The sequence below is a fragment of the Paenibacillus sp. UNC499MF genome, from assembly GCF_900107975.1.
In the GTDB taxonomy this organism is placed as follows: Bacteria; Bacillota; Bacilli; order Paenibacillales; family NBRC-103111; genus Paenibacillus_F.
Genome location: NZ_FNVF01000021.1, coordinates 39,063 through 61,974, shown reverse-complemented (window position 1 = coordinate 61,974; position 22,912 = coordinate 39,063). Strand labels below are relative to the sequence as shown.

Annotated in this window: 16 protein-coding genes and 2 tRNA genes; 11 read left to right on the top strand and 7 right to left on the bottom strand. The window is 51.9% G+C overall.

Going from position 1 to position 22,912, the window contains the following annotated elements; translation table 11 throughout:
• Nucleotides 1–3 precede the first annotated feature (3 nt).
• The 3 genes from C4S74_RS24810 to C4S74_RS24800 all read left to right on the top strand — a co-directional run bounded on the left by C4S74_RS24810 (nt 4) and on the right by C4S74_RS24800 (nt 2,715).
• Nucleotides 4–77, top strand: a tRNA-Pro gene (locus C4S74_RS24810).
• Between the two features lie 7 nt (nt 78–84).
• A tRNA-Arg gene (locus C4S74_RS24805) sits at nt 85–158 on the top strand.
• 382 nt (nt 159–540) lie between these two features.
• Nucleotides 541–2,715 (top strand): methyl-accepting chemotaxis protein, encoded by a 2,175-nt coding sequence (locus C4S74_RS24800; RefSeq protein ID WP_103997992.1) that lies wholly within the window; start codon nt 541–543, stop codon nt 2,713–2,715.
• A gap of 209 nt (nt 2,716–2,924) precedes the next feature.
• Here the strand turns inward: C4S74_RS24800 and C4S74_RS24795 are convergent, their stop codons facing one another.
• The 4 genes from C4S74_RS24795 to C4S74_RS24785 all read right to left on the bottom strand — a co-directional run bounded on the left by C4S74_RS24795 (nt 2,925) and on the right by C4S74_RS24785 (nt 10,899).
• Nucleotides 2,925–5,810 (bottom strand): ATP-binding protein, encoded by a 2,886-nt coding sequence (locus C4S74_RS24795; protein ID WP_103997991.1) that lies wholly within the window; start codon nt 5,808–5,810, stop codon nt 2,925–2,927.
• A gap of 427 nt (nt 5,811–6,237) precedes the next feature.
• Nucleotides 6,238–6,318 carry a putative holin-like toxin gene (locus tag C4S74_RS27290; RefSeq protein WP_219819079.1) on the bottom strand — a complete coding sequence of 27 codons (81 nt, stop codon included), beginning with the start codon at nt 6,316–6,318 and terminating at the stop codon, nt 6,238–6,240.
• A gap of 112 nt (nt 6,319–6,430) precedes the next feature.
• Nucleotides 6,431–9,313 carry a DEAD/DEAH box helicase gene (locus C4S74_RS24790; protein ID WP_103997990.1) on the bottom strand — a complete coding sequence of 961 codons (2,883 nt, stop codon included), beginning with the start codon at nt 9,311–9,313 and terminating at the stop codon, nt 6,431–6,433.
• A complete protein-coding gene (locus tag C4S74_RS24785; RefSeq protein WP_103997989.1) occupies nt 9,310–10,899 on the bottom strand; it encodes an SWIM zinc finger domain-containing protein in 1,590 nt (529 codons plus the stop codon). The genes C4S74_RS24790 and C4S74_RS24785 overlap by 4 nt, the downstream gene beginning before the upstream one ends.
• A 420-nt stretch (nt 10,900–11,319) precedes the next feature.
• Here C4S74_RS24785 and C4S74_RS24775 point away from each other — a divergent pair, with 420 nt between their 5' ends.
• Nucleotides 11,320–11,619 (top strand): hypothetical protein, encoded by a 300-nt coding sequence (locus C4S74_RS24775; protein ID WP_103997987.1) that lies wholly within the window; start codon nt 11,320–11,322, stop codon nt 11,617–11,619.
• Between the two features lie 74 nt (nt 11,620–11,693).
• Nucleotides 11,694–13,493, top strand: coding sequence for a DNA helicase RecQ (recQ, locus tag C4S74_RS24770; protein WP_103997986.1), 1,800 nt, complete (start codon nt 11,694–11,696; stop codon nt 13,491–13,493).
• A gap of 1,063 nt (nt 13,494–14,556) precedes the next feature.
• Here the strand turns inward: recQ and C4S74_RS26755 are convergent.
• On the bottom strand, nt 14,557–14,724 hold the full coding sequence (locus C4S74_RS26755; RefSeq protein ID WP_181024537.1) for a hypothetical protein: 168 nt from the start codon (nt 14,722–14,724) through the stop codon (nt 14,557–14,559).
• Between the two features lie 1,156 nt (nt 14,725–15,880).
• Between C4S74_RS26755 and C4S74_RS26750 the strand changes: the two genes are divergently transcribed.
• From C4S74_RS26750 to C4S74_RS24750, 3 genes are all read left to right on the top strand, one after another.
• The gene (locus C4S74_RS26750) at nt 15,881–17,122 is read left to right on the top strand and encodes a sensor histidine kinase (protein ID WP_219819078.1); all 1,242 of its coding nucleotides are present in this window, start codon (nt 15,881–15,883) and stop codon (nt 17,120–17,122) included.
• Between the two features lie 20 nt (nt 17,123–17,142).
• On the top strand, nt 17,143–17,442 hold the full coding sequence (locus C4S74_RS24755) for a 4a-hydroxytetrahydrobiopterin dehydratase (RefSeq protein WP_103997983.1): 300 nt from the start codon (nt 17,143–17,145) through the stop codon (nt 17,440–17,442).
• A 150-nt stretch (nt 17,443–17,592) separates the two neighbouring features.
• The gene (locus C4S74_RS24750) at nt 17,593–18,978 is read left to right on the top strand and encodes a molybdopterin-dependent oxidoreductase (protein WP_103997982.1); all 1,386 of its coding nucleotides are present in this window, start codon (nt 17,593–17,595) and stop codon (nt 18,976–18,978) included.
• Between the two features lie 245 nt (nt 18,979–19,223).
• Here C4S74_RS24750 and C4S74_RS24745 read toward each other — a convergent pair whose 3' ends face one another.
• Nucleotides 19,224–19,715, bottom strand: a complete 492-nt coding sequence (locus C4S74_RS24745; RefSeq protein ID WP_103997981.1) for a GNAT family N-acetyltransferase — start codon at nt 19,713–19,715, stop codon at nt 19,224–19,226.
• Nucleotides 19,716–19,980: 265 nt separating this feature from the next.
• Nucleotides 19,981–20,424 carry a MarR family winged helix-turn-helix transcriptional regulator gene (locus C4S74_RS24740; RefSeq protein WP_103997980.1) on the bottom strand — a complete coding sequence of 148 codons (444 nt, stop codon included), beginning with the start codon at nt 20,422–20,424 and terminating at the stop codon, nt 19,981–19,983.
• A 244-nt stretch (nt 20,425–20,668) separates the two neighbouring features.
• On the opposite strand from C4S74_RS24740, the gene C4S74_RS24735 reads away from it, so the two are divergent.
• The 3 genes from C4S74_RS24735 to C4S74_RS24725 all read left to right on the top strand — a co-directional run bounded on the left by C4S74_RS24735 (nt 20,669) and on the right by C4S74_RS24725 (nt 22,812).
• Nucleotides 20,669–21,139: a GNAT family N-acetyltransferase gene (locus C4S74_RS24735; RefSeq protein WP_103997979.1), complete on the top strand. Its 471-nt coding sequence runs from the start codon at nt 20,669–20,671 to the stop codon at nt 21,137–21,139.
• 126 nt (nt 21,140–21,265) lie between these two features.
• A complete protein-coding gene (locus C4S74_RS24730) occupies nt 21,266–22,105 on the top strand; it encodes a sulfurtransferase (RefSeq protein WP_103997978.1) in 840 nt (279 codons plus the stop codon).
• A gap of 179 nt (nt 22,106–22,284) precedes the next feature.
• Nucleotides 22,285–22,812 (top strand): GrpB family protein, encoded by a 528-nt coding sequence (locus C4S74_RS24725; RefSeq protein WP_103997977.1) that lies wholly within the window; start codon nt 22,285–22,287, stop codon nt 22,810–22,812.
• The last annotated feature ends 100 nt before the right edge of the window (nt 22,813–22,912 follow it).

Below are 22,912 nucleotides of genomic sequence, written 5' to 3'. Positions count from 1 at the left end.
TTTCGGGACGTAGCTCAGCTTGGTAGAGCACCTGGTTTGGGACCAGGGGGTCGCATGTTCAAATCGTGTCGTCCCGATACGTCTGTCCCAGTAGCTCAGTTGGATAGAGCAACGGCCTTCTAAGCCGTGTGTCGGGGGTTCGAATCCCTCCTGGGACGTCACAGGAAGCGCAGATCTTACAGGATCTGCGCTTCTTTTGTTATCACTTTTTTAAACATGATGATTTGCTCAGTACCCAGGGCGTTTTGCTGTTTCTTTTCTTTAACAGCCTCTTTTATATAGCATGCTTCGGAAGTTGCATATTTTTAAAAACGAATAATGAAAGGGTTATCATAGATTTATTATCGGATTTTCTAGGATTTTACTGTGTGAAAAGCTGACTTGCCGTGTTATTTGATGTAAATTTTATGTGGTTTTTTTGACCGTTGTTCAAAACTTTTAACCCAATTAAACCGATATAATTGATTAGGACATAGTACTAGATGTCATCTCTTTTAGGCAAATACATAGACGTTATACAGAAAGAGGGGGATTAAAGAGATGAAAAAACAAATGCTAACGAAAAGCTTTAAAGGATTGAACCGGAATTCGTTGAAGGTGAAGATCCCGCTTCTTTTATTAATTATGGCTTTGGTTCCGCTGCTTGTCTCGGAGTATTTCCTCAGTAATCAATTCACATCGGTACTTCGGAAGAGCATTGAGGAGAATCAAACGAAGATAACCACCTATACGGCCGATTACATATCGTCAACGCTTGTGCAGAAAGTTTCTACGGTTCAGAGTGTGATCCAAAACCATACGGAACTTGGTACGCAGACGGAAGCTCAGAGAATTGCGGTTCTTAAAACGATGTCGGAAAACGATACGGAGGTAAAGATCGCTCTGTTCGCGGATAAAGAGGGACAAGCGGTCGACCAGAACGGCAAGAAGAGCAGTCTCGCCGATAACGAGACGTTCAAGAGCATTAAAGAGACGAAGAAACGGGTTGTTTCCGATATCGTGAAGGACGCCAGTTCCAACCAATATTCTTTGAAAGTCAGCGCACCTGTTATAGGGACGGATGGGCAATTCGCAGGAATGCTGCAAACCTCCATAAATCCGAGCCGGATGATTAATCAGGTAAACAAGGTGAAGATTGGGGAAACCGGATATGCGTATCTCATGTCAAAAGAAGGCATCTATATGGTTCATCCGCAGCTGGATAGGATCGGTAAGCCTTTATCGGATATAGCGACGCCGGAAAGACTGGAGCTTTTCAACAAGACGGTGCTTGTTAAAGAACAGGGACAAGTGGCTTATAAGGAAAAAGACAATACGAATAAGGTTGCGGCTTTCGAAGAAATTAAGGTTCCCGGTTGGCGCTTAGTCGTGACGGGAAACTCGGATGAAATTTACTCACAGGTTGATCAAGTCAACTTCGTAGCCAAAATCATCGTTCTCATATCCGCTATTGTGGTAGTAGCCGCGGCTATTTGGCTGTCTACGTTTATTTTAAGGCCCCTTCTCGGTATTTCCGCTATGATGAAACGGATTGCCGGAGGAGACTTGTCCAGAAGATTAAAGGTGCAATCGCAGGATGAGTTGGGGGATGTACAGCGAAATATCAACGAGATGCTGAATTCTTTCTCCGCACTTCTCCAGAAGTTAAGCATGGCGATCGAGCATATGGCCGCTTCTTCCCAGCAGTTAAGTGCTATTGCCACCCAATCGGCAGATGTTTCCCAGAATGTGAATCAGACCGTCCTGGTTATGGTTAAAGGGGCGGAGGCCCAATTTGAAACGGCTGAACAAACAACGGAGGCCATGAATGAAATGGCGGCCGGTGTGACCAAAATTGCGGATTCCGCCTCTACAGTGTCGGAAGTGGCACAGGGAGCCGTGCAAAGGGTAAACCAAGGCTCCAGGGACATGCAGGAGGCCATTCACCAAATCAGCCAGGCAAGCGAAGCCGTGGAAGCGACTTCCCAGACTATAAAGGCGCTGGAGGAAAGCTCAGCCCGTATTCACCAAGTAGTCGGGTTTATATCGGAAATCGCCAAACAGACGAATTTGCTTGCTTTAAACGCTTCTATTGAGGCGGCACGCGCGGGCGAGCACGGAAGAGGTTTTGCCGTAGTTGCGCAAGAGGTGAAAAATCTTGCGGAACAAACCTCCGGGGCAACGGTCCAGATCAACGATACGATCAAACAAGTACTGTCGGCGACCAAACAGGCTGCCGCATCGATGTCACACGGAAAAGCCGAAGTGGACCGGGGTGTAGAGCAGGTACGCAATACGGACCGGGTGTTCGAGGATATTCTCGGGACCGTGTCTTCGATTAACGGACAAATCCAGGAGGTTTCTGCGGCGGCGCAGCAAATTTCGGCCGGTACGGAAGAAGTTGCGGCTTCCATGCAGGAAACCGTTCAAATTTCCAGAGATTCGCTTGGTAAAATGAACGGCATGTCCCGTTCCACGGAAGAGCAGCACGCGGGCATGAAAGAAATCGTTCTTTCGGCATCCGAGCTTACCCGGTTAGCCTCTGAGCTTCAGGAACTGTCAGGCAAGTTTACGGTGGAGAGAGATGCATCTGCGGACCACGAAGCCAGTGACCAAGAGGTTAGGAACAAAAAGATCAAACACCCGAAACAGAAACGGCAGAAGTCGGACAAACCGGAGAAACGGATCAAACCGGCCAAGAAAGGCAAAGTGGATAAGGGCAATACAGAGCAATAGAGTGTAACCTCTAGAATCGCAGTAAAGATGAGGCATCCAGAGAGCAAATCCGAAACAGATGAGTCTTTAAAATTTGCCCAGGCTGGCCGCGAAAATAGATCTGAACGCAGCCTGCGTACAATTAACGACTGACAGATCAAACACAAAGAAGCTATCACCTTATTAAAGGGATAGCTTCTTTTTATTTCTTTTAACATGCAAAGCCGGGATTACTTTTTACCATCTTCGTCTTCCGTTTCAATCTCGAATTCAATGGTGTCCGCATTTACTTTGATATCGTGCACTTTGATTCCGTTACGTTTCAAGGAAGAGCTGATCAGATTGCGGTCCTGCGACGGAAAGACATAGGAAGGCTTGTCCCTGTTGCTGAGAAGGTCTTGTGCAACCTGAATGAGTCTTTCCATGGTGAACGGCTTCCGCATGAACTTCTCGATATCCTTCTCGTGATAATCGAGAGGCGGCTCCAAAGCGGTGGAAACAATGACAGGTGTCCGGTTATAAACGGGATGATGATAAAGCTCCGAAATGAAATCCCATCCCGTCAGGCTGCCTTCCAGATGAATATCGACGATGAAGAGCAGGGGCGTTTCCGTCGTTTTACGATTCAGGGAGAGAATGCCCTCCTCCGCAGAGCGGAGCTGAACCGAAGGAAGCTGAAGCTTGGCAAGTGCGACCTGGATCAGTTTGGCCAGGTTATCGTCGTCCTCGAAAATAACGATTTTATTGTTGAGCGAGACCATCTCAAACGGAACCAGCTCGACGGTAAACGTCGATCCCTTACCCATCTTGGAAGTGAAGGTGAGCTTGCCTTGATGGCCTTCCACGATTTCTTTAACGATAGCGAGTCCTAATCCGGTGCCGCCGATTTGCCTGCGATCGGAGTTATCCACCCGGTAGAACTTGGAGAAAAGATGCTCCTTCGCCTCTTCCGGAATTCCGAGCCCGTAGTCGGTCACATCAATGAAAACAGAACCGCCGCTTTCGCGGATCTGCAGATCTACCCGTTCCGCACCCGGCGAATATTTGATCGCATTGCTGAGCAGGTTCTGAACGACCTGACGGAGCCGGTCGCTATCCCCGCGCACCCAAACTTCCGCGGGTGAAAGGGTGGATACCGTAATGTCATGGTTTTGTTTGTCCTGCCATTTCTCGACGATATCGTTAACGAGCTCTTTCATCTCCACCGGGGCAAAATGATACACCTGGCGGCCGGATTCCATCCGCTGGAGATCGAGAAAATCATTAATGAGGTTGGCGAGACGCGTAGCTTCTTTAAAAATGGTATCCAGGTATTTCTGCTGCTTCTCCCGCGGAAGCTCACGATGGATGAGAATCTCGATGAAACCGAGTACGCTGGCCAGCGGTGTGCGAAGCTCGTGAGAGACGATACTGACGAACTCGTTCTTCATCGCGTCGATGCGTTCTTCCTCCGTCCGGTCACGGAAGACGAACAGATAGCCGGACTCATCGCTGTCGTTCTCGCCGACCGAGGTGGCGTAAATTTCCGTGAACTGCGGCTCTTCTCCGTTCATAAAGGTGAAGCGTTCGTTAAGCTGGTTGATGTCGCCGTCAAACAGCGCTTTAATGGACTGCGAAACGCCGGTGAACCCGCTTGAAGCCGCGGCGATTTCACGGCAGGAATCCACGAAGTCATGCCCGATCTGCTCATCCAGCCGGAAAAATTGATGCATCTGATTGTTGGCGATCAGAATTTTACCGTTCCGGTCGCACATCATCATGCCTTCGTGCGCCGCCTCCAGAATCCCCTCGATAAGATCGCGCTGCGACTCGATATACTGCTTCTCCAGAATGAGCTGATCGTTAAGCTCTTCCAAATGAGCAGCCTGCTTGCGGCGCTCGTCGTTCATAATCTGGGCGTAGAAGGCCAGATCGAACTGTCGGATCAGACCCAGCGTCAGCCGCTCCTTCTCTTCATGCCGGTCTAAGCCGTGGAAGTTGGTCAGGAGCAGGAAGCCGATCACCTGCTGCCGGTCGTCCTGCAGAGGGAAATAATGATCGACGGCAACGGAAATGCCGTCATGGAATCCCCGCTCCGCCTCGGTAGCCTCCCGCTTTTGGACAAAGGCACAGCCTTCGTCGAACACCCGCTGGGACGCGCCGTAAAGCTCGCTCTGAGCTCTGGAGGCGAAGCTGCGCGGGTACCCGCTGGAGAAGAGGACTTCGTAGAGTTCGGCCTCTTTGCTTTTCAGGACGACAAGGGCGGCGTCATAGCTGACGGAGACGAGAAGGGCAGGAATCGAATGCTGCAGAAACTGCTTCAATTCAGTGAAGCCGGTCAGCTTCTCCTGATAATTCGAAATCAGCTCCAGCTCCCGCTCGCGGTCGGACAGCTTGGCCAGCGTAATCTGTTGCTCTTCCTGCTGGGCGATAATTTCCTCGTTCTGGGCTTCCAGACTTTCCGCCATGAACCGGTAGGTTTCCTCGCTCTTGCGAAGCTGGGCTTCCGCACGGCTGGCGCGCAGCTGGATCAGGCCCGACCAGATTCCGATCAGGATACCCAGAATGCCGCCGCTCAAAATGATCATCCGCGAGACGGAGCCGGCTCTTTTGATGGAGTCGTGGGAAGAGTCGCTGATTTTGTTTAACACTTCCAGGATGCTAAGGTGCAGGGTTCTGTACTGGTCCATGTACTGTTTGCCGATATTGATGCGTCCCTGGGCTTCTTCCAGCTTGCCGGCCTGCACAAGCTCGATTTGGGAAGCGTAGAACGCGAGCATTTTCTGAATATGCGGATTTACTTGAGTCTGTATAAGAAGGCGGAGATCGTCATGACCCGCTTCCAGCGTGCGAATGACTCCCAGATCTTTCTGAAGGGCAGCTTTGCCGTCTTCGTATGGCTCCAGATATTTCGCATCGCCGGAGATCAGATAGCCGCGTATGCCCGTTTCCTGGTTGAGCAGGTCTTGAAGAAGATTGCTGGCCGCCGAGATGACGGGAATGGCATCTTCCATAACCGCATCGCTCTGCCGCTCCATATTCAAGGAGGAAATATAGCTGGAAGTTCCGACGAGAGCAAGCAGCAGAACGATGGCAATCACGTACGAAAGAGATAAGCGGGAGCGGTTGAATTTCATGCGTTCACCTGGTTTCTGAAAATAATTCTGGAAAAATCCAGCATTAGTCCACATTCGACATGAAAAGACCAAATCCTGCATAAAACGAGTGTGCTTTTCGTCATTGTTCTCCAGAGAGATATGGGGTAAAATGGAAGTAGGCCAAGCCGTAATGCCGACCCCGTTTCAGGGAATTAAGGAAGAATTGATTTTGTTTTGCCGATGCACTGTGTTAAAATACGGGTAACTAACGTATAGATGGATTATGTGTGTGCCGCAGCCGTGGCACTTCTGTATTTTTATGCATAAGCTGTACCGTTCTCCATGCCAAAAAGACCGCGGATGCGGGGGCATCTGCGGTCTTTTTCAATAGCTCGCCCTTCAAGGGTGATCAGCTGCATATGGTGTGACGAAGATAGACCTCCAAGGCCGGTTGCCCAAGGGAGGTCTATTTCTTCTTCTGTGAAAGAATGAGAACCACTAAGCTCGCAAATGAGATCATAAGCGTCAAAGCGTCTTTAACTTCCACAGGGCATCACCTCCTACTCGAGAAGGTTAGCCGACCACCCTTGAAAATGCCTAGTCTATTGTAACTTTAGTATACCACCAATGTGGGAAAAGTTATAGCATTTTTTACCATTTCACCCATTCATCCATTCCATCCGCAAAGCAAGCAGATCACGCAGCTCGTCCGTAGACAGCTCCGTAATCCAATTCTCCCCGCTGCCCACAATTTGCTCGCTCAGGCCGAGCTTTCTCTCGATCATTTCATCGATTTTCTCTTCCAGCGTTCCGAGCGTAACGAATTTGTGCACCTGCACGTCCCGCGTCTGCCCGATCCGGAAAGCACGGTCCGTCGCCTGGTTCTCCACGGCGGGATTCCACCAGCGGTCAAAATGAAAGACGTGATTGGCGGCCGTCAGATTGAGACCCGTTCCGCCCGCTTTAAGCGAGAGCAGAAAGACGGAGAACTGCTCTTCCAGAGGAAGCTCCGCGTTCTGAAAACGGGCGATCATCGCATCCCGCGTCTGCCGCGGAGTGCCTCCGTGCAGGAAGGAGACGGACTCGCCGAGCTCGCTCTGCAAAATTTCCTGAAGAAGATGACCCGTCTCCACGAATTGAGTGAAGATCAGGCACTTATCGCCCTGCTGGCGCAGTTCCTGCACCATGTCGAGCAGACGCTCCACTTTGCCGGACCGGTTGCGCCAGTCAGTGCGCGGTCCCTCGCGCATAATGAGCGCGGGATGGTTGCAGATCTGCTTGAGCTTGGTCAAAGCGGCGAGAATATGCCCTCTGCGCTCCATAGGAGACATCGCGTCGACTTTCTCGAAGAGGTCGCGAATGTAATGCTCGTAGAGCGTACCCTGCTCGGCCGTAAGCGTCACGAACGTCTTGGACTCGTTCTTCTCCGGAAGATCAAGCTGAATGGCGGGGTCTTTCTTGATGCGCCGCATCAGGAAAGGCCGCACGAGGCGCTGTACGCCGGATATAAGGCCGGAGTCGCGGGACTTCTCGATCGGCGTGACGAACCGCCGGGTAAACTGCGTGAGCGTACCGAGATAGCCGGGATTCAGGAAATCGAAGATGGACCACAGCTCCGTCAGCCTGTTTTCCATCGGTGTTCCCGTCAGGGCGATCCGGTGAAGGCCCGAGAAACTGCGGATAGCGGCCGCTTGTTTCGTGTACGGGTTCTTGACGTTCTGTGCCTCGTCCAGACAGATAGAGCTCCAGGACACCTCGCGCAGTTCCTCCTCATCGAGATGGGAAAGCGTATACGAGGTGATGACCAGGTCTGCGCCTTCTACGGATTCCGTGAAGAAGCTGCCTTTCGCGCGCTGCGGCCCGTAATGAACGTGAACGCGGAGGTTCGGCGCAAAACGGCGGAGCTCCATCTGCCAGTTACCGATTACGGAGGTCGGGCAGATGAGCAGGGAAGGCGCGTCAGGGGCTTCGGTTTCCTTCACCTGAAGAAGATAGGTGATGTACTGGATGGTCTTGCCGAGACCCATGTCGTCGGCAAGACAAGCCCCCAGGCCGAAGCGCCGCAGGAAGAGCAGCCACGTGCTGCCCTCCAGCTGATAAGGCCGCAGCGTCCCCAGGAACGAAGCCGGGGGATCGATGCGGGGCAGCTCAGCCGTGCGCGTGAGCTGCTGGAACAGCCGGCGGAGCTGGCCGGTCAGCTCGATCTCGACCGCAGGCGGCCGGTTGTCGGGATCGGCGGCTTCATCCGCCGGTCCTTCAGCCTCTCCGCCGGTGCCGCCGCCCAGCAGCTGAAGCTCCAGCACCTCGCGCAGGGTAAGCCCCTGCTGGCGGTCCGCTCTGGCGAGCAGCTCCTCGGCCTGGCGCAGAAACTGCGGGTCGAGCTGAACCCAGCGGCCGCGGATGCGGATGAGCTTGCGCTTCTCTTCGAGCAGCTGGAGGAACTCCTCCTCGCTCAGCTCGAAGTCGTCGATGGCTACTCGCCAGTCAAACTGCATAAGCTGGGTAAGCCCGAACATCGACTCGCCGCCTCCGCCGCCAAGCGAATTTTTGAGCTTGGCCTGGAGCTTGGGGCGCAGCTTGCGCGCCCGTTCCCACCAGGGGGGCAGCATGACGGCGAAGCCCGCCTCCACGAGGCGCACGCTGCCTTCGGCGAGGAAGCGCCATGCCTGCTCGTCGCTCAGCCGCGTGAGGAGCTGCGGCGGCTCTCCTTCGTCCGCCGCGTTCAGCCACGGCAGAAGGCGCAGCCATCTGCCGACATCCCGCGGGACGCGCCCGAGGTCCGCGGTCCAGGACTCCGGCAGGGCCAGCTCGCCTTCCAGCGGCTCGCCTGCCGGAGTTACGGCGCGCAGGACCGTGTCGTCGGAGCGGTCCTGCAGCAGGATCTGCAGCCTCCAGTCCGGGTCCCCTTCGGGTTCCATGAGCTGGAGGCTGGAGCGGAACGGCGTCGGATCGTGCTTCCAGCCGATCGACACGAGCCAGTCCTCTTCGTCCAGCCAAGTATCGGCAGGACGTGTGCCCAGGCGCAGCAGCGGGTGCGCCTCTTCGAGCCGGCGGAGCGCCGCTTTGCGGGAGCCGTCGGCTTCGATCCAGGCGGGGATGAGCTGGTCGAGCCAAAGCTCCGCCTGCGAGGTGACGGACGCGGCGGCTTCCCCTTCTAGCTGAAGCTTCCAGCTCAGGTTGCCCGCCTTCCACTGCTCGTAATCGGGAACGAAGCGTCCTCCGGCAAGCGCTTCCTTAACTTCGGGAGCGAGCTTCCGGAGATTCGTGGTGTCCGTATCCCATCGGATGGAAAGATGCTTCACCGTATGAGGATCGCCGAAAAAATCCAGCGCCGTTAATGCGGACAGGGACAAGCCTTCGCGGTGTCCCCATTCCGTCGTTTCAATAAAGGTTCCGTAAAAGGAAGGGGCATGCCAGGCAAAAAGCAGGCCCTTCAAATCTTGTGCATCCCAGATGCCGCCGTTCTCCCGGGTTCCCCACACGAAGAAGGCTCCGGACGGCATCCAGACGGCATGAACCGTCAACGGACTCGTTTCTATCATGGCAGCCAGCTTCCTTTCTCCAGTTCTTCCTGGAACGCGCGGAGGCGGATAAAGTGATCCGACAGCCGGTTAATGTATGTTTCCCATTCCCGCTTCCGCCCGAGGGTCGTGTAGTAGCCGTGAAGTTTTTTGAGAAGACGGACCGCGGTTTTATAGGAAGTCCGGTTCTTCTCCAGCACGGACCGTTCCACGGCCTGATGATACAGGGGGAGAAGGAGGGACGGATCGGATTCCTCTACCGATCTCAGCTCCAGGGCGTACAGGTTCTGGGGGCCGATCCGGTTGGCGATTTGCAGATCCACCCATTGGCGGTAGCGCTTCGTCTGGAGCAGATAGCCGGTGTAAACATAATAGGAACGCGGAAGAAGCGTCTCCATGATATGAACCCATTCGTCATCCGCATCGGCATGCTTGGCGGCGTCCGTCCAATACTGGCAGAGCAGGCGGAAATCGTCCTGGGCCGCCGACTGCATAGTCGGAGCGAGCCAACGCAGCCAGCTCAGCAAGGTCTCCCACTGGGCACGTTCATGACAGCGCCTCATATAGAGGATAAAATCTCGGGCTCTCCGCTGATGCAGAGCCTCCAGTCTAAGGAACGCCGCGTCCGTGTTGTTCTCCATAAGGTCAAAATGAGCCCGTGCCACAAGCAGGACGTCCTGCTTACGGTTCCTGCGGCCTTCTTCCCGGTTCTGGAGCTGTTTATCCAGCTTTTCTTTCTCGCGCTTGATCCACTCCGCTTTCTTCGGCAGAGCCCACCATACCGCACGGTAGGCATACAGCCAGTCGTTCGGTCCCTCTCTTCCCTGCAGGGCGAGAGAGGCCAGGCGGTTCAGCGCTTCGGTCCAGCGCTTGGGGTGCTCCTTGACCGAAACCGGAAGCGCCGGGGAAGCAAGAAGCCGGTCCAGCCGGGACAGGCAGTCGGCCGCGGCCGTTTTGGCGTTGGATTCATGAAAGCCGGATAAGTAAGAATTTTTGGTATCTCCGAAGAACTGTTCCATGCGGTGCATGACAAACAAGGTCACGTGCAGATCGTATAAAAGGCGTATGCCGTCCGGCCAGCCGGAGGCATAAGCTTGAAACCGCTCGAAAGCGGAAGTGACAAACAGATCGAACGAGTATTGATGAGAAATCGAAAAACCGTGATACTGCGCTTCAAAAAAGCGGTGCCAGTCTTCGGGAGAGCCTCCCGGCACAGGCTCGGAAGTGCGGCGCTTGGACTCACGGTCCGCGTTCTTGGCGGGCTTCCGCTTCGTCGTCATGGCGCGCTTCAGCTCTTGAACGAGCAGTTCCGGCCTGCCGTGAGGAACGTACAAGGCAAATATAACCGCTGCCATGTGTCTGCACGGTTTTTCGAACGAGCAGGTGCAGTCGCCTGCACTGAAGTTTTCCAGATCGATCGTGGTATGGTAGCGGTCGTTGCCCCGTACCGATGCATGCACGACCGTCCCTCCCACAAGCTCCACGCCGCTTACACGGCCTTTGTGGTGAAACATCCAACCCCGTTCCATATCCTCGGGGTCCATGTGGGTCTGCATCTGCTTGATCAAGTAGTTCATTCTGTTCTTGGGTATTTGCAGTTCGAGCATTCCGTCTGAACCTCCGGGGTATCCTTATCTCTCCATAGTACCAGATTTTTTCCTGTTTTGCCCATTGGTTTAGGATTGGCTAATAGAGGATTTTTTAGACGTGCCATAAAGATAGATGAAAAAGCCTCAGCCTTGGAAAAAAGCCGCATCAGCCGAGAGGCGGCAGTCCTTGCCCGGGAGCACGCTTGCGCATGGTCCGGCATGTAATAAAAAGATGAAACCGGCAGGAAAAAAAGCCGGGGGCAGCCAAGGCCTTCCTATCATTTTACCATTATACGTCTGCTGATTCAGGAATTCGGATAAAATAATAAAAAACGAACGCAGGTTTGGAAATTCAAACATCCCGGTGGTATACTGGGAACACAAGAGCAAGGCTCCGGAGCAGGAGCTTTTTCCACTTAAGGGAGGCACTCGAAACGTATGGGGATCAAGTTCGGCAGAGAGTACGAAGACATCATCCGCGATTTGATGAACGGGCTCGGACATGTGGACGGGTTTTACGGTTTTTTTGAAATGAGCGAGGCGGACTGGCAGGAGCTTCCCGAGGAAGACCGTCAAGAATGCCTTCGTACGCTGGCCGACGACGTGTTCTACGGGCTCGGTTCAGAGCCGCTGCTCCAGATTGCGGATGCGAAGGTGCGCTATTTGAAGGACAGACACCTGATCCAGATCGATCATGACGAACAAGTTGTGACGATCGTACGGCTGACGTCCGCGTAGGAACGGATACGAAAGCGGTTCTGATGCACGGTAACGGAGCCGCCAAGGAAAAGAAACAAGAGGTGCAATCTAACATGCTAGCCAAAGCGCAAGAGCTTCTGCAGCAGTATTACGGATATCCGGAATTCCGGGAAGGGCAGAAACGCATTATCAGCGCCCTTCTGGAAGGAAGGGATACGCTCGGCATTATGCCGACAGGCGGCGGGAAATCGATCTGTTATCAGATCCCCGCGCTGATGATGGAAGGCGTAACGCTCGTCGTCTCGCCTCTCATCTCGCTGATGAAGGACCAGGTCGATGCTCTGCATACGGTCGGAATTCCGGCAACCTTCCTGAACAGCACGCTGGAGGCGGGAGAAGCCGGACGCCGCATCCGGGAAGCGATGCAGGGCAAGTACAAGCTGCTGTACATCGCGCCGGAGCGGCTTGAATCCGACTGGTTCCGCCAGTGGATGCATTCCATGAATATCTCATTCGTTGCGATAGATGAGGCGCACTGCGTCTCGCAGTGGGGGCATGATTTCCGCCCCAGCTATGTCAATATAGCCCCGTTCGTGCAGGACCTTCCGAGCCGTCCGCTCGTTGCGGCTTTTACCGCTACGGCGACCACGGAGGTCACGCAGGATATCGCCCGGCTGCTGGAACTCGACGACCCGGAGGTCGTGGTAACGGGCTTCGGCCGGAGCAATCTGGAGCTGTCCGTACTGCGGGGCGTGAACAAACGCGACTTTGTGTTCGACTATGCCAAGGCGCATACCCACCAGCCCGGCATCGTCTACGCCGCCACGCGTAAAGAGGTGGACGAGCTGTACGAGCAGCTGCGCCGCAAAGGGCTGGCCGCCGGACACTATCACGCCGGTTTATCCGACGAGGAGCGGGCCCGCAACCAGGAGGCCTTCCTCTATGATGACGTGCGGGTTATGGTTGCCACGAACGCGTTCGGTATGGGGATCGACAAGTCCAACGTCCGGTACGTGATCCACTACAATATGCCGAAAAACATGGAGGCGTATTACCAGGAAGCGGGCCGTGCGGGCCGTGACGGCGATCCCAGCGAATGTATGCTGCTGTTCAGCGCCCAGGACATTCTGACGCAGAAATTCCTGATCGAGCAGAATCAGCATTCCCAGGACCGCAAGAGCAACGAGTACAAGAAGCTGCAGACGATGATCGACTACTGCCACACGCCGCGCTGTCTGCAAAATTATATTTTGCAGTATTTCGGGGATGAAGGCGAGCTTGTTCCCTGCGGAAACTGCAGCTCGTGCAAGGATGACCGCGAAACCGTCGATATTACGGTGGAAGCGCAGAAAATCTTCTCCTGTGTCCGCCGTATGCAGGAACGATTCGGCATTTCGATGGTTGCCGGCGTTCTGAAAGGATCGAGAAACAAGAAAGTGCTTCAGTACAAATTCGACAACCTGCCGACGTACGGTATTATGAAGGACCGGACCGAGAAGGAAATCGCCGATCTGATTAACGTGCTTATCGCCGAAGGGTATATGGGATTGTCCGAAGGGCAGTATCCCGTCGTCAGACTTCAAGCGCCGGCGGTAGAGGTTCTGCAGGGACGTGTTCAAGTGTTCCAGAAGGTAACCCCAAGCCAGCCGCTGGAGTCGGCCGTAGACAACATGCTGTTCGAGCAGCTGCGTCTGCTGCGCCGGGACATGGCCGCGAAGGAAAAAGTGCCGCCGTACATTATTTTCAACGACAGCACGCTTCGTGAGATGAGCGAACGCTGCCCGACGACCGAAGCCCAGATGCTGAAAATCAAAGGCGTCGGCGAGGTGAAGTTCCGCAACTACGGACTTCCTTTCCTAGAACTGCTGCAGCAGTATGTACGGGAGCAGGAGGCTTATGCGGGAGAGTTTTGATGTGAGGCACGGGACTTATTGTTTATAGGCAACTAGAAAGCATTCTTTAAAGACATTGTTGGGAAAAGGCATTGGCCGATTCCGATACTTCTTTAAAGGGTGCTTTTTTGTCGTAAAAAAGAGAAGTCCGCTTAGGAGCGGACTTCTCTCGAATTGCTGACAACTCTCGGGTTCCCGTTAGAACGGGGAGAGTTTGTTTATTTTTTCAGTTAATAAGAGCAAACTTAAAAGTAACCATCCAGATGATCTACATGCTTAAGCATGTACAGATGTAAATAAAAAGAAGAGATTAAGCTTTTGTTATGTCTCCGGCTTTAGTGGAGAGCCAATAAATGAGAAATCCTATATAATAAGCCAGTAAGTCATAGATATCTGAGGTCGAATTTTTGTATAGGGGAGTTATATATTCCCAATAGAGTCCAACGATCATAACAAAAAGGCTTAGGCCAATAAAATTTGTTATTTTCTTCTTCATAAAAATCAGAATTAGGATATTCGAATAAGATAAAAGAATGATGGGGGCAAGAATGTCATTATAATACCCGGTAAAAAACCAGTTCATGATGGAGCTTTGTTCCTTCAAATACAGTTCATTCCAACCATACAGGATAAAGCACATCACAAAAATGACCAGATCATATTTGATCTGTATGAAATGCTGTTTAACCAAGCTTCTTTCTAGCATATAGAAAGTATGATGACAGCTAAAATAATTCCACCTGCAACCCCAAAAACGATTTTCATATAATCACCCCTTATGAACCTAAAGTCCCATGACTATACTACCATAAAGTGTATCCTTAAAAAAGCACATTTTGGATGTATTTACCTGAACTGTTCGTTCGGCCCCCTTTGCTTGCTCGAAACGTCCTTCTTATGGATGTTGTCTTCCGTCTAAATCAAAGCAAACACCCTTGTTTCCACCGAAACAAGGGTGTTTGTCTACGTTCCTCGTCCGCTTTTGAGCGGGTTATTGCTTTATTTGAGTTAATAGGAATTCATTTTTTAACGGTAAGTCTTCTAGAGATTATATACAGATATATACAAAAAAGGTATTATTAATTTAGTACCAAAAATAACGTACTTCCTTTTCTTTATCCTCGTAAACATCTCTTAAAAGCTTCTCCTCTAAAGAAGTAAGTTTTAAAAGATCATGTATTGGACCACCTTTTTTTAACTGTTTAACGGCTAATTTTAATTCAAGTGTCCAAGGCAACTGAACGATATCCATTTGTAAGCCTCCTTATAAAATATCTTTATGCTCTAGACTAATTAAAGAACTAGGAGTGTTTAATATCATAAGAAAAATTTTGGTATTTGTACCTATCCTACTTTTTTGTATCCTCCAGATTCATTTTTTTAAACTCACTTCTTATCCTTACTTGGGTGCTCATCTGGTTGCTGCTAAAGAAGGATGGACTATTCAACAAATAGAGCAGTTAGGACGTGCTGATGAGCTTGGTTTAAAAGTCGGCGACGTAATTAAAACTATAAACGGTAAAGATATTGAAGAGCATAAGCAATTTGTGTTGTGGCATCAGATAGAACAAGCTGAAGAGATAGGTTTTTTGCGAGAAGGAGTTCCACACTATGCGGTATTTTCAATTAATTATTCTAATTTGCAGCGACATGACATTAGTTCATTGATAATTGAACTCATCAGCCTACTCATTGCTTCATTTGTTTTTCTTAGAGGGCGTGATCGGCGTCTGGAATCAGCCTATTACCTAGCTTTTGTTTTTTTAACAATTGCGATTACATTTATGTCGCTTGGAGCATCTAACAGGGGGGACATTTGGGGTAAGAATTTGATTGGAACGTTTATAGTATTAGTTCCAACTGTCTTTTTACACTTCCTTATCGTTTTTTTTAAGGAGAGAAACATTGTTGATTTTCCTAAAAAGATTTTAAAGATCTGGTACGTGGTAATAGGACTTGGAACCATAAGTAGATTAAACTTTTTTGTAGATCCAATTGCTTATTATGTTTATGAATATGATAATTACACCATTATTCCTTTTTTCCTGCTAAGTTTAATATCAAGTTTTTGGTTTTTAGCAAAAGTTAATAATCATGTTAAAGAAAACCGTAGTTTAAAATCACTTATAAGGATTATTTGGTATTCACTTATTGTAAGTTTTGCGCCTTTTTCTATTTTGTCTTTCTTGCCAATGCTTTTTATACAAAGAGAATTTGTTCATTCCTTTTATACTAGCTGGTTTGTATTGCTCTTCCCTTGCTCGTTTGCCTATTTAATCTTGTCGAAAAAATTGTATGATATTGACTTATATCTTAGACGTATACTATTTACGATATTAATATCTCTTATTCCAACTGGGATAACCGTATTCCTAGTTTCAATATTATATCGTCAAAATATAACTTGGTTGGAAATTTCTTATACCTTTATAGTGGTTTTAGTTATCTTCTCCGTTTTCGCTTACTCCATGGAATACTTCACTACAAAATTCGAGAAATTCATGTTCCCGCGCAAATATTTTTTACAACAGTCTCTTAAAAAAATTTCCCGAGCTCTCGGATCGGTTACTAACTTTAACGCCCTTAAGGAAATCATCCTCAATGATATCGTCAATACGCTTGAAATCCACGGTGGCGCCATCGTGTTTGTTGAAAAGGACGGCATCCAAGTGATTACGGCGGGTGACATTGATGAGGAAGACGTAAAAACTTCCATGGAAAATGGGGTCTACAAAGGGGATAAGTATACGGCCTTTGAGATTAACCGGCATGAAGAATACCGGAGTTTTCTGGTTGTAACCGGCAAAAAGTCCAACACCCATCTCGGTCAGGAAGACCAGCACTGGATCAATCTGATCGTCACTTACTTGTCCGCAAGCCTGGAGAACGTATACCTCATCCGCAAGCTGACGCTGAAAATGTACGAGCTCATGGCTAACATCCCGAACGAGGAGGCGACGCCGGAGTTTGTATGGCTCCGCAAAACGATGTACGACATCCAGGAGAAAGAACGGATCCGCATTGCGATGGATTTGCATGATACGACGATGCAGGATCTTTTTCTGCTCAAAAGAAGGCTGTACCCGATTCTTCAGCGTTTTCCCAAGATGACGGACGAGTACGGGCAGTTGTCGGGCATTCTCACGCATATCGATTTGATTAACGAAAATTTGCGCCAGAGCTGTTTCGAGCTGAACCCTTACGTGCTGCAAAAGACGGGACTGGTCGGCAGTATCCGCAAGCTGGTCGATGTGGAAAGTTCCTACAGCGAATTTCAGGTTAGATTTATCGCGGACTGTACGGCGCAGATCGAGCTGCTTGAAGTCGAAAGGAAGAAGCACCTGTTCCGGGTGATCCAGGAGCTTCTCAATAATGCGAAGAAGCACTCGCATGCCGAGCATGTCACGATCCGGCTGGTGGAGGAGAACAGCATCATCAGTTTGTTTTACGAGGACGACGGCGTAGGGTTCGATCCCCAGTTAAAAGAGACGAACCGCAAAAACCGGATTATTTCGGGAGCGGGCATCGGGCTGGATCAGATGCAGGGGAGGGTACTGCTGATGAACGGGGAGTTTCATATGGATACCGGACGTGGAAAAGGTGTACAAATCGAGATTCGAATCCCTTTCCTGGAGGGTATTTCTGCATAGAGGGAAAAGGAGGGAACCCAATGGCTGATGCAAACAAGCTTTCGTACGATCAGGTGGCTGTAAAGCTGGCCGGTTTGAACGGCTGGAATTTGCGGGACGAACGCACCATCGAGAAAACCTATGAATGCCGTGATTTCAAAACGGCCATTGATTTTGTCCGCCGTGTGGCCGATGTGGCAGAGTCTCTAAAACATCATCCCTTTATCAAAGTGGACGACAGACGAGTCACGATGCAGCTCAGCACGCATGATGCGGGCGGTCTCACAGACCTTGATTTTACTTCGGCGGTAAAATACGATGATGTGCTTCCTGTAGCTTAGCCTCCGGCTCCGACCGGATAATAGATAGTGGACCGCTGTCTTGCGGTCTCTTTTTGTGGGAAGGCACGGCCGTTTGTTAAAATAGAAGAAAACCATTCACAGAAGAAAAGATTAATCGCGTTAACGATAAAGCGGGAGGAGCAGGCCGGTATGGAACGTAAAAACAACTGGCTGTCGGTCGGTTTCGGCAAAAAGCTGAACCGGCTGCACGCCTGGAATGCCTGGGTCACGCTTGCACTGGCCCTGACCGGCATCGTGCTCAGCATCGGCTGGATCCGCGGCGACCTCGGGGCTCTGCGTGTAGTGCTGAAGCAGGGGCACATCTGGCTCGGCGTCTTCTCCATCCTGCTGCTGGCGCTGTACGCGCCGTTGCTGCCGAAGCATCTGGGGCAGCTGCGCAAGCGCAGAAAAGCCGGGCAGCAGGGCAATCTCGCCGGCGTGCTTGTGTTTACGGCCGGCTGGATCGTCAGCGGCGTCATCCTGTGGCAGTTCCGCAGCCTGCCGCCGGTGTGGAGCAATACGGCCCTGTTCGTCCACGATGCTTTTACGTGGGTGGGCGTGCCGTATTTGCTCTACCACTCCGTCACCCGCAGCCGCTGGGTGAAGAAGCGCAGCGCGGAGCGGGACGCATCCGCTTCCGCGTCGAGGCTTCCTGCGGAGGCAGCCGGAGCCGCACGACAGCAGGCGGATGCGCCGCAGCCTATTCTCCGCGCGGATACGGGCGCCGTTTTCCGCGACGAGACGCGCGATGCGGGCGGAGCGGCGGCACAGCCGAGCGCCTGGAGCGACTCGCTGGGAAGGCGCATGACACGCGGCACCTTCCTGAAGCTGGGCGCGGCGGCGGTGCTCGCGGCCGTGATCGGCCCGTCGTTCGTCCGATGGGCGCGCGGCAATCTCTTCGGCGGGAGAGGGCTGGAAGAGGCGGTGCGCGCCGATGCGAACCGCATGCTTCCCGCCCCCGTGCCTTTGGCGGACTCGTCGCCTCCCATCGGCGGCGGGGCAAAAGGAGATTTCCGGATCTACACGGTAACGGAAATCCCCGCGTTCTCTTCCGACAACTGGGCGTTCAGTGTGTCGGGGATGGTCGACAAGCCGCTCCGGTTCACCTGGGAGGAGCTGCAGCAGGTGGAGCGCCTCGTCCAGGTCAGCGACTTTCACTGCGTGACCGGCTGGTCGGTGAATAGCGTGACCTGGGAGGGCATCCGGCTGTCCGAGCTGCTCCGCCGGGCAGGGGTGCAGCCCGGCGCCGGATTTGTGAAGTTCATCTCCGGTGACGGCGTGTATACGGACTGCCTCAGTCTGGAACAGGCTTCCATGGATGAAGTCCTCGTCGCGCTGCTTATGGACGGCAAGCCCATCCCGCAGCGGCTGGGAGGCCCTGTCCGTCTGATCGTCCCGAGTATGTACGCTTACAAATCGGTCAAGTGGCTTCAAAGCATCGAGCTGATCCGTGACGAGCATATCGGGTACTGGGAAGTGCGAGGGTACGAGAAAGACGCCTGGGTTCCGGATTCCCGGCTGAAGAGGGGCGTTTAGTTCGGCTTGCGGACTTTCGGAAACCGGCCCCCGTTAGAACGCAAACAAGGGAAGAGGCTTTGTCCTCCTCCCTTGCCGGTGAGCGGTTACAGATCGTTTTCCGAATGTACGGTTTTTAATCCGGCAGGCGACGATGGCGCCTGCACGCAGAATTGTAAACGCTATCATAATGAGGTGCGCGCAGACCCGCGTTGAAAAAAAGCCCGCCTGGGAGATTATCTGAACCCGCAATTGAATAAGCAAGCTTATGCCGGCTCCGCTCCGTAAACCATACAGTGCATCATTGCCATGCCGGTCGGCGTCATCCGCTCGTACGTATCCGTGATGGCAAAACCCGCGCGGATGTAAGCTTTTATGGCACGCTCGTTGCGCACGAGTACTTCCAGGTCAATTTCGTTGCCGGGATACCGTTTGTGCGCTTCGGCTACCAGGTGTTCCACGTAGGAAGGCCCGAGCCCCTGCCCGCACAGATCCGGACGGATTCCGAGTCCGAGGCGGGTCACGCCCGTCAGTGGGAAAAATTGCACAAATCCGCACAGCTCGTCCCGTTCATCGACAACCGCCCCGTACTGTCTTTCACGGATATCGGGATCGGCGAATTCTTCCGCTCTCGCTGAAAGTTCATCCCAGGAAGGCCAATTGTACACGTTGTAAGGGGCGGGATAAGACCAGGTGCAGACGGCTTTTCCGTCGCTTTCGGTAAAAGGGCGCACGCGCCATGAAGCTGCATGAGTCATGTTTTGTCCGCCTTTGGTTAAAATAGGATCGAGTCTATTATAGAACAGAACTCTGTATTAGAACAGGCTTGAATTTCCCCTTGAACAGACTGGAAACAGTTTCGGAAAGGAATGCTGCGGGAGAAGGAGAATTCCATGATAATTCCCGCATAAAAGTAAAAACGGCCCCTTATCCCCGGTAATTGTCATGAAGGAATAGGCCGTTATTTTGTGTAAAATATTCGGATGTGGAACCGCTCGCTTAGGAGGGGCAGAGATTGGCAAGTTAGTCTGCCGTTCCTTCTCCTCTATCGAGGTTGTCGATCATGTGAGCGAAAATCCGCGACATATTGGTCATGTCATCGTCGGTTAAGCCCTGCATCATGCGTTTGATAATGCTGAGCCGATACTCACTCATTACTTTTACCATCTCGCGGCCCTTGTCTGTAACATCCAGGAACACGACGCGACGGTCTTCTTCCGTCCGTATCCGTTCCGCATAACCCCCGGCAATCAGTTTGTCCGACATTCCCGTAATAGCTCCCGCCGTAATAAACAGCGCTTCCGCCAGGCTGGATACTTTCTGGGGTCCTTCCTTGACCAGCTTTTCCAGAATAAGAAACTGCGATTTGGAAAAAGAGCGATCGACGTACTTCGTCCATTCATTGGACATTTTCCTCAAGAGCTGTCTGAAGGACTGTTCCATCTCAAGATAACCCTGTTCGGGCATGATCCATCTCCTTTACCGGGCATAAGATTCTAAATAAATATTTAGATCTAAATCATATACCGCTATAGATATTTTTCTTATAGGGTTTCATATGGTAAACTTATACTTACCCCCGTTTATTATCTCTATTATAAAATACCTTGTCTATAAGGGCAAAAAGAAATCCCACATTTTTTGTCGATAAAAATCAAGTGACAGGAATGGGAAATTAAGGAATACTAAGGATTAGAAGAGGAGGTTGTGTATGAGCCGTGTGGAAATACGCGAGGCGGAGCTGAACGACCGTGATGCTCTCCGCGGGTTGATGAACACCTATATTTACGATTTTTATCAATATCCGCGCCCGGAAGAGGAGAAGCTGGAGAACCTGTTGGATGTCTTGATGGAAAAGAAAGCAGGTACGCAATTCGTCGCCGTATATGAAGGGGAGTTAGTCGGCTTCGCAACCTTATATTTTACATATAGTACGCTCCGCACGGGCAAAGTCGTCATTATGAATGACCTGTTCGTAACGGAAAAATGCCGGATTCAAGGCGTCGGTACCAAATTGTTCCGTGCATGCAACCAGTATGCCGCTTATAATGGCTATGTGGCCATGCTTTGGGAAACGTCCAAGGCCAATGAGAATGCCCAGAAGTTTTATGAGAAAATGGGCGGAGAACGCGAAGAATGGTACCCTTACTCCATCAAGCCCGTCATCGGTGTAGGAGACTAGGCGGCCCGGCCGGTTTCATATCCGGGACGGCCGCGATTCGCCGGAGAAGGGCCGTTTCTTCCCGCTCCGCCTTGCGGTTTTAAACTCATTATGCAGCCTGCCAGGGCGGGGAGGACATTGATTCGAATGCGGAATATTGTCAGTTTGGAATGGCTTAACGAACATCTGCAGGACCCCGATCTTCTGATCGCGGACTGCCGTTTTGCGCTGGGTGAGCCGTGGAGCGGCCGCCAGGACTACAGCATCGACCATATCCCCGGTGCTTTCTACGTGGATCTGGAGGAAGACATGTCCGGCGAGAAGCGGGAGCACGGCGGCCGCCATCCTCTGCCGGACCTCGGCGCTTTCTCCATGCGCGCTAGCGCTATCGGAGTCGACGCCTCCAAGACGGTCGTCGCTTATGACGACCAGGGCGGAGCGATGGCCTCGAGGCTGTGGTGGATGCTGCGCTTTCTCGGTCATGAGCGTGTTTACGTGCTTGACCGCGGCTATTCGCAGTGGAAGGCGGCCGGGTACCCCGTAACGGCCGAGGCTCCGCAAGCAAGCCCGGCGACCTTCTCGCCAAAGGTTCAGCGGCACATGCTGGCGAGCATGGACGAGGTGAAAGCGAAGCTGGGCGCGAAGGACACCGTCCTGATCGATTCGCGCGAGGGAGCCCGCTACCGCGGCGAGCAGGAAGCGATCGATCCGGTGGCGGGACACATCCCGGGCGCGCGGAACCGCTTCTGGAAGGACGCGCTCGACGCGGAAGGCTCCTGGCGGAGCGCCGAGGAGCAGCAGGAGAGATTCCGCGGGCTGGAGAACGCGGAAGAGCTGATCGTGTACTGCGGCTCCGGCGTCACCGCCTGCCCGAACGTGCTCGCGCTGGAGGAAGCCGGCATCCCGGGCGTGAAGCTGTACGCGGGAAGCTGGAGCGACTGGGTCAGCTATGCGGATAACCCGGTGGCGGTCGGGGATGAGGAATAGGCCGCGGAGATTATCCGCGGCTGCGGGTTGAGAGGCTGTGACAGGCTGCCGAGGGGCGGGCTGTTGCGGCCTTTTTTGCGTTTAGCGTTCAGCGGCTTGCAAAACAGAGGTTGAGAGCAATTACATGACAAACAAGCAAGTTTCATGCTGAATGAGAACTCAAATCCAAAGGAGGATTTATGCGAAAAACGATAATATCTGCTTGGACTGAAGAATGGGACGATATGTATTCTGTAGAAGCAAAGGCAATAAGGCGGATTTTCGGCGATAATATTCTCGATACCTATCATATTGGAAGCACATCAGTTCCTCATATTGGTTACGCAAAACCGATTATAGACCTATTGGTTGTTGTAAGGGATATTAATATAGTTGACTCAAACAATAATGGAATGGCCAAACTGGGGTATGCTCCCCGGGGGGAGCAAGGGATCGAAGGCAGAAGATATTTTACAAAGGGCGGCATTAATAGAACCCATCACGTACATACTTACGCTGCCGACAATATAAACATTAAAAAGCATTTGGATTTCAAAGGATACCTACTCTCCCATCCTGAAGTAGCCAAAAAATACGGTGAATTGAAAATAAGCCTGGCTGAAAAGTTCCCGGACAACACATATAAGTATCAAGAAGGCAAGGAGTCATTTGTTAACGAATTAATGGCAAGAGCCACCGAGTGGGCCTCAAACAGACCCAACAATTAAGGAAGTTTGTCGCCACTATTTTATGCCACAACCCCTCAAATCCCTTTTGCGAGAAGGCTAAACATCGTTGCTTCCTGTTACAGCCCTTTTCGGGCTTTCC

What these genes read in the sequence shown, in the direction of transcription:
- C4S74_RS24800 (WP_103997992.1), top strand. Translation starts at nt 541, where the DNA reads ATGAAAAAACAAATGCTAACGAAAAGCTTTAAAGGATTGAACCGGAAT.
- C4S74_RS24795 (WP_103997991.1), bottom strand. Translation starts at nt 5,810, where the DNA reads ATGAAATTCAACCGCTCCCGCTTATCTCTTTCGTACGTGATTGCCATC.
- C4S74_RS24790 (WP_103997990.1), bottom strand. Translation starts at nt 9,313, where the DNA reads ATGATAGAAACGAGTCCGTTGACGGTTCATGCCGTCTGGATGCCGTCC.
- C4S74_RS24785 (WP_103997989.1), bottom strand. Translation starts at nt 10,899, where the DNA reads ATGCTCGAACTGCAAATACCCAAGAACAGAATGAACTACTTGATCAAG.
- C4S74_RS24775 (WP_103997987.1), top strand. Translation starts at nt 11,320, where the DNA reads ATGGGGATCAAGTTCGGCAGAGAGTACGAAGACATCATCCGCGATTTG.
- recQ (WP_103997986.1), top strand. Translation starts at nt 11,694, where the DNA reads ATGCTAGCCAAAGCGCAAGAGCTTCTGCAGCAGTATTACGGATATCCG.
- C4S74_RS26755 (WP_181024537.1), bottom strand. Translation starts at nt 14,724, where the DNA reads ATGGATATCGTTCAGTTGCCTTGGACACTTGAATTAAAATTAGCCGTT.
- C4S74_RS24755 (WP_103997983.1), top strand. Translation starts at nt 17,143, where the DNA reads ATGGCTGATGCAAACAAGCTTTCGTACGATCAGGTGGCTGTAAAGCTG.
- C4S74_RS24750 (WP_103997982.1), top strand. Translation starts at nt 17,593, where the DNA reads ATGGAACGTAAAAACAACTGGCTGTCGGTCGGTTTCGGCAAAAAGCTG.
- C4S74_RS24745 (WP_103997981.1), bottom strand. Translation starts at nt 19,715, where the DNA reads ATGACTCATGCAGCTTCATGGCGCGTGCGCCCTTTTACCGAAAGCGAC.
- C4S74_RS24740 (WP_103997980.1), bottom strand. Translation starts at nt 20,424, where the DNA reads ATGCCCGAACAGGGTTATCTTGAGATGGAACAGTCCTTCAGACAGCTC.
- C4S74_RS24735 (WP_103997979.1), top strand. Translation starts at nt 20,669, where the DNA reads ATGAGCCGTGTGGAAATACGCGAGGCGGAGCTGAACGACCGTGATGCT.
- C4S74_RS24730 (WP_103997978.1), top strand. Translation starts at nt 21,266, where the DNA reads ATGCGGAATATTGTCAGTTTGGAATGGCTTAACGAACATCTGCAGGAC.
- C4S74_RS24725 (WP_103997977.1), top strand. Translation starts at nt 22,285, where the DNA reads ATGCGAAAAACGATAATATCTGCTTGGACTGAAGAATGGGACGATATG.